Genomic DNA, 16747 nt, shown 5'->3' with positions numbered 1-16747 from the left:
TCTGTCCCCCGCCCATCCGCAACGCGTCCCCCGGTGGGAATCACCCCACACGGTGATTACCCCAAGCCATGCCTGTCAGGCAGCAGTTGGTCGCGATGCGTCGCGACAGCCATAGCATTCCGGCCAGTTCGGGCAAGCGGCGGTCGCGTCCGCGGGCTCGTCCTCGCAGGTCCCCGGCCAGGGCACCTGCGGGGAACGTCAGCGGACCGCGAAGTGCACGATGTCATCCAGGAAGGGCAGGTGCAGGATCGGTTTCGGCTGGATCATCAGTGCCAGCAGCACGATGGCGGTGCCCAGCGCGCCGTAGGTGATCAGGTCGGTGAAGCGGCTGCGGACGGCGAGCATGCCGACCTCGGGCAGCAGCCAGCGCAGCACCGCGCCGAGCAGCAGGCAGCCGCCCACGACGATCAGCCCGACGCGGAAGCCACCGGCGGCGGTGATGGCCAGGCCGAGGGCGACCCCGGCCAGCACGGTCAGCAGCGGCCACTGCCGGGCGGGGGCCGGAGCCGCCCCACCGGCGGCCCGGCCACCCCCCTCGGGGCGCGCGGTGTCCTGGGTGACCTCGGGGAAGCGGCGGGACGGCGGCTTCGGCTCGGGCACGGTGCCGCTCGGCTGGGAGGCAGCCGTCTGCTTCGCCTTCGCGGCGGTGTCCTTCGCCTTCGCGGCGGTGGCGTTGGCCTTCGCTGCGGAGCCGTTGGCGCTCGCGGCGGAGCCGTTGGCCTTCGCCTTCGCGCCCGTGTCCTTCGCCTTCGCGGCAGTGCCGTTGGCCTTCGCTGCGGAGCCGTTGGCGCTCGCGGCGGAGCCGTTGGGCGTGGAGTTCGTTCCGGCCACCAGGGACCCCTTCTCTCAGCGCGCGGCGGCCGCCGCCCGCTCGGCCGCTTCCACGACGTTCTGGACCAGCAGGGCGCGGGTCATCGGACCCACACCGCCCGGGTTCGGCGACAGCCAACCGGCCACCTCGCGCACACCCGGGTGCACATCGCCGACGATCTTGCCGTTCTCGTCCCGGCTGACGCCGACGTCCAGCACGGCGGCGCCCGGCTTGACGTCCTCCGGCTTGACCAGGTGCGGCACGCCCGCCGCGGCGACGATGATGTCCGCCTGGCGCAGCTGGGCCGGCAGGTCCCGGGTGCCGGTGTGGCAGAGGGTCACGGTGGCGTTCTCAGAGCGCCGGGTCAGCAGCAGGCCGATGGAACGGCCGACGGTGATGCCCCGGCCGACGACGACCACGTGGGCGCCGTTGATCTCCACGCCGTGCCTGCGCAGCAGTTCCACGATGCCGTTGGGGGTGCACGGCAGCGGCCCGGTCTGGTTGAGTACCAGGCGGCCCAGGCTCATCGGGTGCAGACCGTCCGCGTCCTTGGCCGGGTCCATCAGTTCCAGCACGCGGTTGGTGTCGATGCCCTTGGGCAGCGGCAGTTGGACGATGTAACCGGTGCACGCCGGGTCGTCGTTGAGCTCCCGTACGACCGCCTCGATCTCCTCCTGGGTGGCGGTGGCGGGCAGCTCGCGCTGGATGGAGGCGATGCCCACCTCCGCGCAGTCGCGGTGCTTTCCGTTGACGTACCAGCGGCTGCCCGGGTCGTCGCCGACCAGGATGGTTCCCAGGCCGGGCGTGACGCCCTGGGCCTTGAGCGCCGTGACGCGCTCGGTGAGCTCGGACTTGATCGCGGCGGCGGTGGCCTTGCCATCGAGAATCTGGGCGGTCATGCTCCCATCCTCGCGGATGTGGCCCGCCATGAACCAATCCGCACGAGATCCGTGCGGTCATTCGCCGTAATTCCCCACATACCGGCTGGGCCGATGGGCGCTGTCTGGACACGGCGCGTGGGGTGCTAGAACCATGGGGTCGCTGGACCACGGGGGAACAGGGTGCTCAACGATGCCCGGACTCTTTCATGGTCCGGCTCGTCCCCGCTTCTCGTTGTAAGGACATGCCGTGAGTTACCCGCCCGGACCCCAGGACCCGTACGGCCAGCAGCAGCCGCACGGCTACCCACAGCAGCAGCCGGGTCAGCCGCAGTACGGCTACCCGCAGCAGCCGCCGCAAGGACAGCCGCCGTACGGCTACCCGCAGCAGCCGGGATACGACCCGAACTCCGCGCCGTACGGCTACCAGCAGCAGGCGCCGGGCACCATCCAGGCCAACAACGGGTACATCAACATCGCCTACCTGGGCACGGTCCAGGTCGCCACGATGGGCCAGCGCCTCCTGGCCCGGCTGATCGACGGCGTGGTCGCCAGCATCGTGATGGGCATCGCCATGGCCGCGGGCATGGCGAGCGTGATCGGCATCAGCAACAACGTCAAGGACTGCACCGGCTACGACTACGGCTCGGCCGAGTACACGCAGTGCCTCAACGACCAGGCCCACGCGAGCACCAGCATCGGCGTGGTCATGCTCGGCTTCATGGGCACGTTCGCGCTGTTCGCGCTGCTCTACGAGTGGCTGATGATCTCGTTCTTCGGTGCCACGCTGGGCAAGATGGCGATGGGCCTGAAGGTGGTCAAGGAGTCCAACGGCCAGGCCCCGGGCCTGGGCGGCGGCTTCATCCGCTACATCATCCCGATCGTCGGCGTCTTCCTGTGCTACATCGGCGCGTTGCTGGTGTACCTGTCGCCGTTCTTCGACAACTCCGGCAAGCTGCAGGGCTGGCACGACCGCGCGGCCGGGACCGTGGTCGTCAAGAAGTAACGCGTACGTACCGAAAGGGCGGCCCGCGACTGCGGGCCGCCCTTTACGCGTTGGCGGCTTCTTCCTGGTCCGCGTCAGTGGAAGAAGTGCCGGGTCCCGGTGAAGTACATCGTCACGCCCGCCTTGCGCGCCGCCTCGACCACCGCCTCGTCGCGCACCGAACCGCCCGGCTGCGCAACGGCCTTGACGCCCGCCTCGGCCAGTACCTCAAGGCCGTCGGGGAACGGGAAGAACGCGTCGGAGGCCGCGTACGAGCCCGCCGCGCGCTCGGCGCCCGCCCGCTGGACCGCCAGCCGGGCCGAGTCCACCCGGTTGACCTGGCCCATGCCGACGCCCACCGTCGCACCGTCCTTGGCGAGCAGGATCGCGTTGGACTTCACCGCGCGGCACGCCCGCCAGGCGAAGGCCAGTTCGCGAAGGCCCGCCTCGTCCAGCGCTTCGCCGGTGGCGAGCGTCCAGTTGGCCGGGTCGTCGCCGTCCGCCTGCAGCAGATCCTTGGCCTGCATCAGCAGACCGCCCTCGATCCGCCGGAACTCCCGCCGCTCACACGGCTGGTGGGCGCAGCGCAGCACCCGGATGTTCTTCTTGCGGGCCAGCACGTCGACCGCGCCGTCCTCGTACCCGGGCGCGATGATGACCTCGGTGAAGATCTCCGCGACCTGCTCGGCCAGCGCCACGGTCACGGGCTGGTTGACCGCGATGACACCGCCGAACGCGGAGAGCGGGTCGCAGGCGTGTGCCTTGCGGTGCGCGTCGGCGACGTCCGAACCGATCGCGATGCCACAGGGGTTGGCGTGCTTGATGATCGCCACGCACGGCTCGTCGTGGTCGTAGGCGGCACGGCGGGCGGCCTCGGTGTCGACGTAGTTGTTGTACGACATCTCCTTGCCGTGCAACTGCTCCGCCTGGGCCAGACCGGGCGTGCCGTCGGTGTAGAGGGCGGCGCCCTGGTGCGGGTTCTCGCCGTAGCGCAGCACGTTCTTGCGCTCGAACGCGGCGCCCAGGAACTCGGGGAACACGCTGTTCTCGTCGGCCGCGTAGTCGGTGGCGAACCAGTTGGCCACCGCCGCGTCGTAGGCGGCGGTGTGCGCGAACGCCTCGGCGGCCAGCTTCTTGCGGGCGGCCAGCTCGAAGCCGCCGTCCGCCGCGGCCTCCAACACCTCTTCGTAGCGGGCCGGGTTGACGACCACCGCGACCGACGGGTGGTTCTTGGCGGCGGCGCGGACCATGGAGGGGCCGCCGATGTCGATCTGCTCCACGCACTCGTCCTGCGAGGCGCCGGAGGCGACGGTCTCCCGGAACGGGTAGAGGTTGACCACCACCAGCTCGAACGGGGCGACGCCCAGTTCGGTGAGCTGCTCGCGGTGCGAGTCCAGCCGCAGATCGGCCAGGATGCCCGCGTGGATCCTCGGGTGCAGGGTCTTGACCCGGCCGTCCAGGCACTCGGGGAAGCCGGTCAGCTCCTGGACCGGGGTGACCGGCACACCGGCGTCGGCGATCTTCTTCGCGGTCGATCCGGTGGAGACCAGCTCGACCCCGGCCGCGTGCAGCCCTCGGGCCAGCTCCTCCAGGCCGGTCTTGTCGTAGACGCTGACCAGGGCCCGCCGGATGGGGCGCTTCGTACTCACGGGACGATGACCTTTCTTCCCTCAATGCGGTAGCCGTCGCGGGCGATCCGCCCGACGACCTCGACGAGCAGCCGTCGCTCGACTTCCTTGATGCGCTCGTGCAGCGTGTCCTCGTCGTCCTCGTCCCGGACCTCCACCGCGCGCTGCGCGATGATCGGGCCGGTGTCGACGCCTGCGTCGACGAAGTGGACGGTGCAGCCGGTGACCTTGGCGCCGTACGCGAGAGCGTCTCGGACCCCGTGGGTGCCGGGGAAACTGGGCAGCAGCGCCGGGTGGGTGTTGATCACCCGGCCGCCGAACCGGGCCAGGAACTCCTTGCCCAGGATCTTCATGAACCCCGCGGAGACCACCAGGTCCGGCTGGTACCCGGCGACCGCCTCGGTCAGCGCGAGGTCCCAGGCGGCGCGGTCCTCGTGGTCCTTGACCCGGCACACGAAGGTGGGCAGCCCGGCCCGCTCGGCCCGATCCAGACCGGCGATGCCGTCCCGGTCGGCGCCCACGGCCACGATCCGCGCTCCGTAGTCGGGGTCGGCCGCGATGGCGTCGAGCAGCGCCTGCAGGTTGGTGCCCGAGCCGGAGACCAGGACGACCAGGCGGCAGGGAGAGGTTGCCGGGCGGGTAGGCGGGGGGAAAGCTGCGGAGGCCACGGCGGGTTCTTTCTCGTGGGACCGTTTCGTTTGTGCGGTCGTACAAAACGAAGGGTCCGTGAGATCCAGGGAACCCTACGAAGGCGCCGACCGCCTGCAACGATACCGGCACGGCGTCCGGCCCCCACGGGGACGGGGGCAGCGGAGCCGGGTAGCGTCTGATGACGTGCGACGACGCACGAGCAGGTCGACGGCAAGGGGATGACGCAACCAACCATGAGCAGCGTCCGCATCACCACCCATCGCGATCCGGGCTCCGTCCCGTTCGCGTACCCCGCGCTGCGTGCGTCCGACGAGCAGGAGCATGATCCGTTCGCGCCGCCGCCCAAGGGTGCGCCCGACCGGCCGTGGCAGCCGCGTGGCGGTCATGGCGACCGGTGGAGCAGCAACCAGCCGGAGCGGCACGATCCGTCCAACGGGCCGTTCGGCTCCGGCCCACGTCCGCCGGTGCGCCCGCAGGGGCCGCGCTTCGATGTGACCGACCCGGCGCAGCGGCGCGCGCGGTACGCGCTGCTGGCGGGCATGTGGGGGCTGTTCTTCGGGCTGTTCAGCATGGCGCCGGTGGCACTGTTGCTGGGGACGCTGGCGCTGTACTGGGGGATCAGCTCACTGCGCGCCAAGCCGAAGGCGGAGCAACGGCCGCAGTTCACCGCGGCGTTGAGCGGGATCCTCACGGGTGTGGTGGCGTTGGCGATCGTGGCCGCGAGCTTCACGTTCCAACTGGCGTACCGGGACTACTACTCGTGCGTGCAGGACGCGCTGACGCAGCCCGCACGGCAGGCGTGCAGCGAGCTGCTGCCCAAGCAGTTGCAGCCCGTCCTGGGGACCCCTCAGGGCTAACGCCCTCGCGGCGGTTGCCGGTTGGGCGGGGGTGCGCTTGACCGCCGGTCGCCTTGGTGAATGTGCGGCGGCATCAACGAGCCCCGGCCATCGGGGCTTTGGGGCTCACCCCAAAAAGCATTCCGCCGCGACGGCGAGCAACCCCCACCACCCTGACCGGCGGTGTCAAAGCGCACCCCTAATCCCCGGGGGCTTGGGGCTCGCCCCAGAAGAATCCCGCCGCGGCGAGCAGACCCCGTCAACCCGACCGGAGGTCAGCCGCCGAGGCCCGGGTCCGCAGCCACCAGCGGGCGCCGAGGGCTCCGGGGAGGCCGACGGCCAGCAGCCAGGCGCAGGCCGCGGTGCCCGTGGACCAGGCCGTCGGGCCGAAGCGGGAGAGCGTGCCGGTGCCCATGGGGCCCGCCACCAGGAACGCGGCCCAGGCGAGGGCCACCCCGCCACACAGTGAGGCCAGCGTCACCGCCGCCGCCGTGCCGGGCACCGACCAGCCGTGCTGTACCGCCGCCTGTGCCACGTACCAGCTCAGCGCCGCCGCGGCGGCCACCGGGATCACCACCACCAGCCACAGGAACGGCGATCCCCCGTCCCGCCCGGTCGGCGCGGGCAGCGCCGCCAGCAGCGGGAAGTGCGGCAGCACCCGCGGATACCCGTACGCCCCGGCGGGCGACACCGCGCCGCCGACCCCCAGCGCGAACCCCGGTCCGAGCGCGTAGGCCGCGCCCCACAGCGCGACGTTGGGCACCAGCGCGACGATCAACAGCAGCACCGCGAACCGCCCGGAGGACGAACCGGTCAACTGGCTGAAGTCATCGCCCACCGCACCCGCGTGCCACGCCAGCGCGCCGCCGCTGAGCAGTGCGCCGCCGACGGCCAGCGCGCCCACCGCCACCCCGGCGGCCCGCAGCCCCACGCTCGCGCCGCCGCGCGGCAGCAGCCGGGCCAGCGGATGCGGCGCCCAGTTGGCCAGCGCGGACGTCGGCCGCCCGTACGCCGTCCAGGCGCCGACGGCCGCCACCGGCGCGGCCACCAGCGGTACGCACAGCAGCGCCGACAGCGGCTCGCCGCGCAGCGGCCCGTCGGCGGTGTACAGCGCGGCGGCCAGCGCGACGAGCAGGTACCCGGCGATCAGCCATCCGGTCAGGGCGACCGGCCCCAACTCCGCTGTGTTGTCCGGGGTTTCACTTCGCGCCAGCTCGTCGGGGGCCAGCGCCTGCGCGGCGATGCGGTGCAGTAGCCACGCGGGCAGCGCGGTCAGCAGCAGCGGGGTGACCCCGATCGGTACCGTGCCGCCGGTCAACCCGTCGCTACGGGAGAGTTCGGCGCCGTGCGCGAGCAGCCACAGCGCGGCGGCGACGTGCATCGCGGAGCCGGGGCCGCCGACGGAGTACGGCGAGACGGTCCACAGCAGCAGCACCAGCAGCGCCAGCGCTGCGAGCCCGGCACCGGCGGCGATCACACCACCGAACAGCGCGGTGAGGGCCTTCGGCGAGAAGCGGAGGGCATGGTCATGACGGGACAACAACCTGATGCGGTGCAGCAATTGGGTCACACCCAATTGCTGCATATTGGTCGCTACTGGGCGCGGAATGGCACGGAAAGGAACCGGACCGCCCCCCGAAAGGGGGTTGTGTTCCGGGGGCTTCGCCCCCGGAGACCCCCACGGGGGCTACGCCCCCGGGGCCGCCCCCATTCGGCGGCTGCCCCGGGAAGCGGAAGGGCCCGTCCCCGAGCGGGGACGGGCCCTTCTCGACTGGTCGTCAGCCGTTGAGGGCGGCGCGGGCGAGGCGGGCCGTCTCGGACGGGGTCTTGCCGACCTTGACGCCTGCGGCCTCGAGGGCCTCCTTCTTCGCCTGGGCGGTGCCGGACGAACCGGAGACGATCGCGCCGGCGTGGCCCATCGTCTTGCCCTCGGGGGCGGTGAAGCCCGCGACGTAGCCGACGACCGGCTTGGTCACGTGCTCCTTGATGTAGGCCGCCGCGCGCTCCTCCGCGTCGCCACCGATCTCACCGATCATCACGATCAGGTCGGTGTCGGGGTCGTCCTGGAACGCCTTGAGGCAGTCGATGTGGGTGGTGCCGATGATCGGGTCGCCACCGATGCCGACGCAGGACGAGAAGCCGATGTCCCGCAGCTCGTACATCATCTGGTAGGTCAGCGTGCCGGACTTCGACACCAGACCGATGCGGCCCGGCTTGGTGATGTCCGACGGGATGATGCCCGCGTTGGACTGGCCGGGGGTGATCAGGCCGGGGCAGTTTGGGCCGATGATCCGGGTCTTGTTGCCCTTGGCCTGGGCGTGCGCCCAGAACGAGGCGGTGTCGTGCACCGCGATGCCCTCGGTGATCACGACGGCCAGCGGGATCTCGGCGTCGATCGCCTCGATGACCGCGTCCTTGGTGAACTTCTCCGGCACGAAGATGACGGTCACGTCGGCGCCGGTGGCCTCGATGGCCTCCTTGACGGTACCGAAGACCGGGATCTCCTGGCCGTCGAAGTCGACCTTCTGGCCTGCCTTGCGCGGGTTCACGCCGCCGACGATGTTGGTGCCAGAGGCGAGCATCCGACGGGTGTGCTTCTGGCCCTCGGAGCCGGTCATGCCCTGGACGATGACCTTGGATTCCTTGGTGAGGAAGATAGCCATGGTGTTGGTGACCTCGTCCCTTACTTCGCAGCCAGCTCGGCGGCCCGCTCCGCGGCGCCGTCCATGGTGTCCACCTGCTGCACCAGCGGGTGGTTAGCGTCGGTGAGGATCGTGCGACCCAGCTCGGCGTTGTTGCCGTCGAGACGGACGACCAGCGGCTTGTTGACGTCCTCGCCCTTGGACTTCAGCAGCTCCAGGGCCTGCACGATGCCGTTGGCGACCGCGTCGCACGCGGTGATGCCGCCGAAGACGTTGACGAACACGGACTTCACGTCCGGGTCGCCCAGGATGATCTCCAGGCCGTTCGCCATCACCTCGGCGGACGCGCCGCCGCCGATGTCGAGGAAGTTGGCGGGCTTGACGTTGCCGTGCTTCTCACCGGCGTAGGCGACCACGTCGAGGGTGCTCATCACGAGACCCGCGCCGTTGCCGATGATGCCGACCTCGCCGTCCAGCTTGACGTAGTTGAGGCCCTTGGCCTTGGCGGCGGCCTCCAGCGGGTTGGCCGCGGCCTTGTCCTCCAGCGCCTCGTGCTCCGGCTGCCGGAAGCGGGCGTTCTCGTCCAGCGAGACCTTGCCGTCGATGGCGAGGACCTTGCCCTCGGGGGTCTTGGCCAGCGGGTTGACCTCGACGAGCAGGGCGTCTTCCTTGATGAAGACGGTCCACAGGCTCTTGAGGACCTCGACCAACTGGTCGTGCAGCTCGGCCGGGAACTTGGCGGCCTCGATGATCTCGCGGGCCTTGGCGTCGGTGACGCCCTCGTTGGCGTCGACCGGGACCTTGGCGAGGGCCTCCGGCTTGGTGGCCGCGACCTCCTCGATCTCCATGCCGCCCTCGACGGACGCCATGGCGAGGAAGGTGCGGTTGGCGCGGTCCAGCAGGAAGGAGACGTAGTACTCCTCGGCGATGTCCGCGGTCTGGGCCAGCATCACCTTGTGGACCGTGTGGCCCTTGATGTCCATGCCCAGGATCGCGGTGGCCTTCTCCACGGCGTCCGCCGGGTCGTCGGCCAGCTTCACACCACCGGCCTTGCCGCGGCCGCCGGTCTTGACCTGGGCCTTGACGACCACGCGGCCACCGAGACGCTCGGCCACCTCGCGCGCTGCCTCAGGGGTGTCGATGACTTCGCCGCCGAGCACGGGTACTCCGTGCTTCGCGAAGAGATCCCTCGCTTGGTACTCGAACAGGTCCACGCGCGTCCGTCCCTTTGCTTCTCTAAATCGCAGTCTGGTGATCGCGGGTTAGTTGTCTGCGTGGGCGTGCCGTGACGTGGCGGGCAGCGTGACTACGCGATCTATTGAGAGGGCGCTCACGTCGACCAGGTACGCGGCATGTCCGCCTCGCAGGTTATCCCTGCCTGTGGCACCGGGCTAAATTCCAGCTCACTCCAAAGCGGTGAGAACGGTCACAGGCCCGGCGGCCCGGGGGGCGCGCGGACGAATTCCCAGAGAGCCCCACGGGGCCTGGGGGCGAAGCCCCCAGAAACAAACCGCCGAACCCACAGCGGGAGCGTCACCGGACTTGGCGCCGGACCAGCTCGTGGAAGAGGCCACCGGTGTCGGCGAGCAACTCGGCGGGCGTGCCCTGCTGGGCGACGCGCCCGTCCGCCATCACGATCACCCGGTCGGCGTCCATGACCGTCGACAGCCGGTGCGCGATCACGATCCGGGTGGCACGCAGCGCCCGGGTGGACTCGATGACCACCCGCTGTGCCTCGTTGTCCAGTGCGCTGGTGGCCTCGTCGAAGAACAGGATGCGCGGTTTGCGGATGAGGGCCTGGGCGATCATCAGCCGCTGGCGCTGACCGCCCGAGACGGTACCGCCGCCGTCGGAGAGCATGGTGTGCATGCCCATGGGCATCGCCTTGATGTCCTCGGCCAGGCCCGCCATCGCGGCGGCCTGCCAGGCCTCCTCCAGCGAGTGCGCCTCGGCCCCGCAGATGCACTCCAGGATCGAGCCGGAGAACGGCTGGGCGTTCTGCAGCACCACCCCGCACTGACGGCGCACCGCCGCCTGGTCGAGCGCGGCCAGGTCCTGGCCGTCGTAGAGCACGCTGCCCTCGGTCGGCCGGTCGAAGCCGATGAGCAGTCGCAGCAGCGTGGACTTGCCGCAGCCGCTGGCCCCGACGATCGCCACGAACTCGCCCGGCCGCACCCGGAAACTGACGTCGTCGAGGACCAGCGGCCCGTCCTCGGTGTACCGGTACGACAGGTTCCTGACGTCGATGGCACCGCTGAGCACACCCGGCTGCGTACTGTTCCCGGACACCTCCGGGGTCTCCTGGAGCACCGGTTTGACCTGCTCGAACATCGGCTGCACGGCGGCGGCCGACAACAGCGCGCCGGTCAGCTGGGTGACCGAGGACAGCAGCATGGTCACGGCGGTGCTGAAGGTCAGGAAGTCACTGGCGGACATGGTGCCGCGGGCCGGTCCGGCGAGCAGCATGAACATCACCAGCGTGCACAGCGGCAGGTAGACGGCGTTGAGCACGGTGACGGCGTTCTTGATCCGGCCGACCCGCTGCTGCAGCTCGCGGGTGCGGGCGAACTCCCGTGCCCAGGCCGCGTAGGCGAAGCTCTCGGCCGCCGCGACGCGCAGCTTGGGCAGCCCGCGCAGGGTCTGGAACGCCTGGTTGTTGAGCTTGTTGCCGAGCTTGACCAACTGCCGCTGGTAGCGCAGCTGCCACAGCCCGAGTCCCAGGAAGACCGCGGCGATGAGCATCAGCATGGCGATCGCCGCGAGCGCCAACGGCACGCTGTAGACCAGCAGGAGCACCAGGTTCATCGTGCCGACCGTGCTCGCCTGCAGGCACACCGAGGCGATGCCGGACAGCACCCGGCGGATGGCGCTGATGCCCATGGCGGCGCTGGCCAGTTCGCCGGTGGAGCGGCCCGCGAAGAACCTCGTCGGCAGCCGCAACAGCCGGTCCCACACGGCGGGTTGCAAGGTGGCCTCGATCCGGCCCTCCATGCGCAGGATGGCGACGTTCTGCAGCAGCATGAAGGCCGCGGCGACCACACTGGTCGCGATGAGCGCCAACGCGGCCTGCGTGATCAGCCCGTTCTCGGCGTTGGGGACGAACTCGCCGAGCACCGTGCCGGTCAGCACCGGCACCAGCGCGCCCAGGCCCACCGCGACCAGTCCGCCCAGCAGCAGGTCGCGCAGTTCGGCGCGGGTGCCGCGGACGCTGAAGCGCAGCAGCGGCAGCAGCCCCAACGGGCGGTCGGGCAGCGGTCGGTAGAGCATCACGGCGCGCGGTACGTAGTCGGCCTCGTTGCCCCGGTCGACGCGCTCCCGGGCTCCGGTGACGGGGTCCACGGCGTGGTATCCGCCGCGTCGCCACAGCAGCGCGACCGGCGCCGCGTCCTCCTCGCGCCACCCCACCAGCGGGCCGCTGTCCTCCTGCCACCAGCGTCCGCTGAGCTTGACCGCGCGGGTACGGATCCGCGACGCCAACGCGATGCGCTCGACGGGGTCGAGCTGCCCGGTGGCGCCCGCCGCGCCCGGTTCGGTCAGGGTGATGCGGGCCTCGTCGGCGACCAGGCGGCAGGCGGCGAAGGTGGCGTCGTCGCTGGCGCGGCGGTGGGCGGTGCGCGCGCGGCCGGAGCGGTCGATGGAGGCCAGCAGTGCCTGGTCGGCCTGGGTACGGGCGGCCTCCCCGGCCTCGATACCGGCCGCCGTACGGTCCTCGTGGGCCCGTTCGAGCTGCTCGATCCAGCGGTCCAGGGCGTCCAGCAGCCGGTACTGCTGGTCCACCATGCCCTGCCACATCGCCGCGTCGACCAGCAGGGTGCCAGCGGCGTCGGCCTCGTACGCGGCACCGTAACTGACGCTGCCGGGGGTGATCTGCATCCACAGGATGTCGTCGTCGACGCCGCCCTGCTCGACGGCCACCCGGCCGCCCAGCGGTGCCTGGTACAGCACTCTCAGGCCACGGCCGACACCGCGCGCGAAGGCGTCCTCCAGCGGGCTCAACCGGGCTTCCGGATAACCGACTTGAGCATGGTCGCCGTGGTTCCACTGTCCGGCGTAGAACTGCCCGGTGTCCCACTGCCCGGTGTCCCAACCGGGTTCGGGCCGGTACAGCTCACGCAGTTCGATGCGGCGCAGCCAGCACCCCTGCAACGGGCGGCCGACCAGGGTGTGTTGCGGCCCCTCGACCGGCCCCAGCAGCAGCGTGCCCGCCTGCAACCGGCCGAGGAAGTGCCAGTGCCCCTCAAGGGCGGCGTCCACGGCGAACAGGTCCATGGCGCCGTCCACCACGAGCCACAGCACGTGCGGCCCTTCCAGCGACAGGCTGCGCAGCCCCGCGCCGTCCACCGCCGTGCCCAGGGCGCCGAGGGCGGTGACGACCGGATCGGGGGCAGGGGCGTGCTGAGGTGCTTGGGGCGGGAACGTCACCTCAGTGCTCCTTGACCAGTTCGGCGTAGGCGCCCTGCGCGGCCACCAGGTACTCGTGCCGCCCGCGCTCCACCACCGTGCCCCGGTCGAGCACGACGATCTCGTCGCTGTCGCGCACCGTGCTCAGCCGGTGGGCGATCACCACACAGGCGCAGCCACGGCGCCGCAGGTTGTCGATGATCAGCTGCTCGGTCATCGCGTCCAGCGCGCTGGTCACCTCGTCCAGGACCAGGATGCTGGGGCGGCGCACCAGCGCCCTGGCGATCTCCAGCCGCTGCCGCTGGCCGCCGGAGAAGTTGCGGCCGTCCTGCTCGACCCGGCTGTGGATACCGCCGGGGCGGCGGGCCACCACGTCGTGCACGGCGGCGTCCTGAAGGGCGGCGATCACGGCCTCGTCGGGGATGGAGGGGTCCCACAGCGCCACGTTGTCCCGGACGGTGCCCTCGAAGAGGAACACGTCCTGGTCGACGAAGGAGACGGAGGCGGCCAGCGCACCGCGCGGGATGTCCTCCAGGCGCATCCCGTCGATGCGGATGGTGCCCTCCCAGGGGGCGTAGAGCCCCGAGATCAGCCGGGAGACGGTGGACTTGCCGCTGCCGGAGCCGCCGACCAGGGCGATCTGCTGGCCGGGGCCGACCGACAGCGAGAAGTCCTTCAACAGCGGTGCGTCCAGCGGGCTGTAGCCGAAGGTGATGTGGTCCAGCTCCACGTGGCCCTTGAGGCGGCGGGTGCTGCTGGCGGGCTCGCGCCGGGTGTAGACCGGGTCGACGGGGAAGTTCTCGACGTCCTTGAGGCGGGCGACGTCGGCGGCGAAGTCCTGGACCCGTCCGGCCACGCCGTTGAGGCGGGTGATCGGTGTGGTGAAACTGGTGATCAGGGACTGGAAGGCGACCAGCAGACCGACCGACAGGTGGCCCTCGACCGCCCGCAGGCCGCCGATCAGCAGGATCAACGCGCTGTTGACGGCGGCCAGCGTGGGCGCGACGATCGCCAGCCAGGCGCTGGGGACGCCGAGCCGCTGCTGTACGTCGAGGGTGACCGCGTGCTGTCCTGCCCAGCGGCGGAAGAACCCGTTCTCCCCTCCGGTGGCCTTCATCGTCTCGATCAGCTGCAGACCGCTGTACGAGGTGTTGGTCAGCCGGGCGCTCTCGGCGCGCAGTTTCTGGGTCCCGGTGGCCCGCACCCGGATGACGATCCGCATGGCCACCACGTTCAGCAGCGCGATCAGCACGCCCAGCACGGTGAGCTGCGGGTCGTACGTCCACAGCAGCACCGCGTAGACCACGACCACCACCGCGTCCACGCCCGCGGCGGCCAGGTCGCGGGCGAGGGTCTCGGCGACCGCGTCGTTGGACTGCAGGCGCTGCACCAGGTCGGCCGGGTTGCGCTGGGAGTAGAAGGTCACCGGCAGCCGGAGCAGGTGCCGCAGGAAGCGGGCGCTGCCCAGGGTGGAGGTGATGATGCGTCCGCGCAGCAGGTTGGCCTGCTGGAGCCCGGTGAGCACCGCGGTGAGCACCAGCGCCGCCGCCATGGAGGCGAAGACCACGCCCAGCAGCGAGGTCTGGTTGCCGATCAGGAACATGTCGATGTACGTGCGGCTGAGCGCGGGCACCCACGCGCCGACCACCACCAGCAGCAGGCTGGCGAGCACGGCGGCGAGCATGGTGCCCGAGGTGCCGCGCAGCCGGGCCGGCATGGCGCTCATGATGCCCGGCTTGCGGCCGATGCGGCGGAAGCCCTCGCCGACCTCGAAGGTGAGCACCACACCGGTGAAGCTGGTGTCGAACTCGTCCATGGGCACGAAACGGCGGCCCTTGGCCGGGTCGTTGATGTACGCGCCCCGGCGGCCGAAGCGGCGCCCCATGCCGTCGTAGACGACGTAGTGGTTGAACTCCCAGAACAGGATGGCCGGGGCACGCACCTCGGCGAGCGCGGCCAGGTCCATCTGCATGCCCTTGGCCGTCAGACCGTAACTGCGGGCGGCCTTGAGGAGGTTGCTGGCGCGCGAGCCGTCGCGGGAGACACCGCAGGCGATGCGCAGCTCCTCCAGGGGAACGAAGCGGCGGTAGTGGGCGAGCACCATGGCCAGCGCGGCGGCACCGCACTCCACCGCCTCCATCTGCAGGATGGTAGGGGTTCGTACGGTCTTCTGCCGGGACCTGGGGACGGATCCGCGGCGGCGGGTGCCGCCCCGGGGCTCGGGACGGTGGCGGCGCCCGGCGGGCGGCAGGTGCCGGGCCTGACGCCGGGACTCTGAGCGGGTGCGCGGCGTCGTCACGGGAGCAGCCAATCGATGGGGCGCTGTGCGGTGAGGTGGATGGCGCCGGTGACCGGTGTCGTGGAGTCCAGGGAGTACGGGGGGCCGTCCGTGGAGGACCACTGGTAGCCGGACCTGGTGGTGGACGAGGGCGCCAACTGCACCAGTACGGCTGTGGGGTTGCCCTGCCGGGAGAACTGCGCGGCGAGCTGGCTGTCGCCGAGGAAGCCGGTGAGCTGCGCCTGTGTCTGGGGCTCGCGGCCGACGGCCTCGACGCGGCCGCGCAGCACTCCGAAACGCTGCTGGGGGACGGACTGCACCGTCAGGTCGACCGGGGCGCCCACCGGAATCGTCGAGCCGCTCCCGCCGGGCACGTACACCATGGCCACCAGCGGTTCGTTCGGATCCCGCACGCGCTCCACGATCGCCACGTTCGCCCCGGTGGTGACGACCGCGCCTATCTTGGCGACCAGGGCGGTCACCCGGCCTCCGGCCACCGCTCGTACGGTCCGGTCGCCCTGTTCGGTACGGACGGTGGCCAGGGGGGCGCCGGGGGCCAGCAGCTGGCCCTCCTGGGCGAGCACCGCGGTGATTTGCCCGGAGAACGGGCTCTGCAGGAGGTAACTGCCCTCGGGATGGGTGAGGATCCCGGGTGCGGTCAGCTTGGCGGAGACGGAGCCGGTGAGGGCCCAGAAGGTCGCGACGGCCATGACGATGACCGTGACCGCCAGCACGAGCCGCCCCTGCGGACGGGCGAAGCGCACCGGCAGATCGAGTTCTTCGGGTGACTGCAGCTTGGAAAGCGCCTTTTGGCGGAACTGCACGGACTCTTCCTTCAACTGCATTATTCGTCTCGATCAGTCATGGAAGCGACTGATCTCAACACGGGTGCCGAAGCGGGGAATTGCCGCCCGGCGGTCCTGTTCGGAGGCGGGCAGCCGTGAAACCCCGGAACAGGGGAGGCTCCGGGGTTCACGGGCAACCTCACGGGGCCGCCGCACCCGTCAGATCGTGCAACTGCCCAGGCGATGAAGCCCAGTAGCGGATGTGGCGCTCAGAGACCGAGCTGGCCGGTCACAGCGGCGGTGTTGACCTGAACGCCGGTGATGCCACCCACCAGGGCGGGGGCCACGTTGACCAGGCCCTTGGCGGCCTCGACGGTCTCGAAGGAGTTCAGGTCGGTGGTCGCCGCACCGGCGAGGCCGCCGGAGATGGTGACGGCGCCGTTGGCCAGGCCACCGGACACGGCGTCCAGCTCGGCGTCGGCGATCTCACGGGTCTCAAGGTCGTTACGCATTACGCGTATTTCCCTTCACTTGTCGGAATATTCCTAACGACGCGGAGCGGGTCACGACATAGCCGACCAGCGCTCCCGTGGCGGCCTGGCGCCCGAGAACTCGGCCCCATCCGCCAGAACTGCCGCAGTGCGCAAGATGAAAGCACGCGTACGGGTCACCCGGCCAACCCCGTTGACGTTCTCTTATGAGCCTGACGGTCCCTCACACGAGCCGGTGCGCAGCTTTACTCACCGGATTATGACGACTTCTCCACGAGATCGAGTAACAAATACGCGGGCCGCATCCGCGCGGGGAACACAGTGGGACATACACACATCAATCACATGGGGCACAACCGGC

At 70.7% G+C, this 16747-nt stretch carries 13 protein-coding genes; 2 read left to right on the top strand and 11 right to left on the bottom strand.

What is annotated here, in order from left to right; translation table 11 throughout:
• Nucleotides 1-198 precede the first annotated feature (198 nt).
• A complete protein-coding gene (locus NON19_RS26950) occupies nt 199-831 on the bottom strand; it encodes a DUF3017 domain-containing protein (RefSeq protein WP_308213740.1) in 633 nt (210 codons plus the stop codon).
• Between the two features lie 15 nt (nt 832-846).
• Nucleotides 847-1710, bottom strand: coding sequence for a bifunctional methylenetetrahydrofolate dehydrogenase/methenyltetrahydrofolate cyclohydrolase (locus NON19_RS26945; RefSeq protein ID WP_255931701.1), 864 nt, complete (start codon nt 1708-1710; stop codon nt 847-849).
• A 229-nt stretch (nt 1711-1939) separates the two neighbouring features.
• Between NON19_RS26945 and NON19_RS26940 the strand changes: the two genes are divergently transcribed.
• The gene (locus tag NON19_RS26940; protein ID WP_255931700.1) at nt 1940-2695 is read left to right on the top strand and encodes an RDD family protein; all 756 of its coding nucleotides are present in this window, start codon (nt 1940-1942) and stop codon (nt 2693-2695) included.
• Nucleotides 2696-2769: 74 nt separating this feature from the next.
• Here NON19_RS26940 and purH read toward each other — a convergent pair whose 3' ends face one another.
• Nucleotides 2770-4323, bottom strand: a complete 1554-nt coding sequence (gene purH, locus NON19_RS26935) for a bifunctional phosphoribosylaminoimidazolecarboxamide formyltransferase/IMP cyclohydrolase (RefSeq protein ID WP_255931699.1) — start codon at nt 4321-4323, stop codon at nt 2770-2772.
• Nucleotides 4320-4970 (bottom strand): phosphoribosylglycinamide formyltransferase, encoded by a 651-nt coding sequence (purN, locus tag NON19_RS26930; RefSeq protein ID WP_255931698.1) that lies wholly within the window; start codon nt 4968-4970, stop codon nt 4320-4322. Before purN ends, purH begins: the two co-directional genes overlap by 4 nt.
• A gap of 216 nt (nt 4971-5186) precedes the next feature.
• Between purN and NON19_RS26925 the strand changes: the two genes are divergently transcribed.
• Nucleotides 5187-5810: a hypothetical protein gene (locus NON19_RS26925; protein WP_255931697.1), complete on the top strand. Its 624-nt coding sequence runs from the start codon at nt 5187-5189 to the stop codon at nt 5808-5810.
• 238 nt (nt 5811-6048) lie between these two features.
• On the opposite strand, the gene NON19_RS26920 is transcribed toward NON19_RS26925, so the two are convergent.
• From NON19_RS26920 to NON19_RS26890, 7 genes are all read right to left on the bottom strand, one after another.
• Entirely contained in the window at nt 6049-7359 is a 1311-nt protein-coding gene (locus tag NON19_RS26920) for a cell division protein PerM (RefSeq protein WP_255931696.1), read from the bottom strand.
• A 208-nt stretch (nt 7360-7567) separates the two neighbouring features.
• The gene (gene sucD, locus NON19_RS26915) at nt 7568-8452 is read right to left on the bottom strand and encodes a succinate--CoA ligase subunit alpha (RefSeq protein ID WP_255931695.1); all 885 of its coding nucleotides are present in this window, start codon (nt 8450-8452) and stop codon (nt 7568-7570) included.
• Between the two features lie 20 nt (nt 8453-8472).
• Complete coding sequence (gene sucC / locus NON19_RS26910) at nt 8473-9645, bottom strand: ADP-forming succinate--CoA ligase subunit beta (protein ID WP_255931694.1); 1173 nt, start codon at nt 9643-9645, stop codon at nt 8473-8475.
• A 319-nt stretch (nt 9646-9964) separates the two neighbouring features.
• Nucleotides 9965-12853, bottom strand: coding sequence for an NHLP bacteriocin export ABC transporter permease/ATPase subunit (locus NON19_RS26905; protein WP_255931693.1), 2889 nt, complete (start codon nt 12851-12853; stop codon nt 9965-9967).
• A gap of 1 nt (nt 12854) precedes the next feature.
• Nucleotides 12855-15143 carry an NHLP family bacteriocin export ABC transporter peptidase/permease/ATPase subunit gene (locus NON19_RS26900; protein WP_372514301.1) on the bottom strand — a complete coding sequence of 763 codons (2289 nt, stop codon included), beginning with the start codon at nt 15141-15143 and terminating at the stop codon, nt 12855-12857.
• Nucleotides 15128-15934, bottom strand: coding sequence for an HlyD family efflux transporter periplasmic adaptor subunit (locus NON19_RS26895; RefSeq protein WP_255931692.1), 807 nt, complete (start codon nt 15932-15934; stop codon nt 15128-15130). Before NON19_RS26895 ends, NON19_RS26900 begins: the two co-directional genes overlap by 16 nt.
• A gap of 230 nt (nt 15935-16164) precedes the next feature.
• Nucleotides 16165-16407, bottom strand: coding sequence for a hypothetical protein (locus NON19_RS26890; protein ID WP_255931691.1), 243 nt, complete (start codon nt 16405-16407; stop codon nt 16165-16167).
• Nucleotides 16408-16747: the final 340 nt, after the last annotated feature.

This window comes from Streptantibioticus rubrisoli (assembly GCF_024436055.1).
GTDB lineage: Bacteria > Actinomycetota > Actinomycetes > Streptomycetales > Streptomycetaceae > Streptantibioticus_A > Streptantibioticus_A rubrisoli.
The sequence above is the reverse complement of the archived record's forward strand: the minus strand, read 5'-3'. Positions and strand labels throughout refer to the sequence as shown.

Excerpts from the sequence above, each read along its gene's own strand:
- NON19_RS26890 (WP_255931691.1), bottom strand. The coding sequence starts at position 16,407 with ATGCGTAACGACCTTGAGACCCGTGAGATCGCCGACGCCGAGCTGGAC.
- NON19_RS26945 (WP_255931701.1), bottom strand. The coding sequence starts at position 1,710 with ATGACCGCCCAGATTCTCGATGGCAAGGCCACCGCCGCCGCGATCAAG.
- sucD (WP_255931695.1), bottom strand. The coding sequence starts at position 8,452 with ATGGCTATCTTCCTCACCAAGGAATCCAAGGTCATCGTCCAGGGCATG.
- NON19_RS26925 (WP_255931697.1), top strand. The coding sequence starts at position 5,187 with ATGAGCAGCGTCCGCATCACCACCCATCGCGATCCGGGCTCCGTCCCG.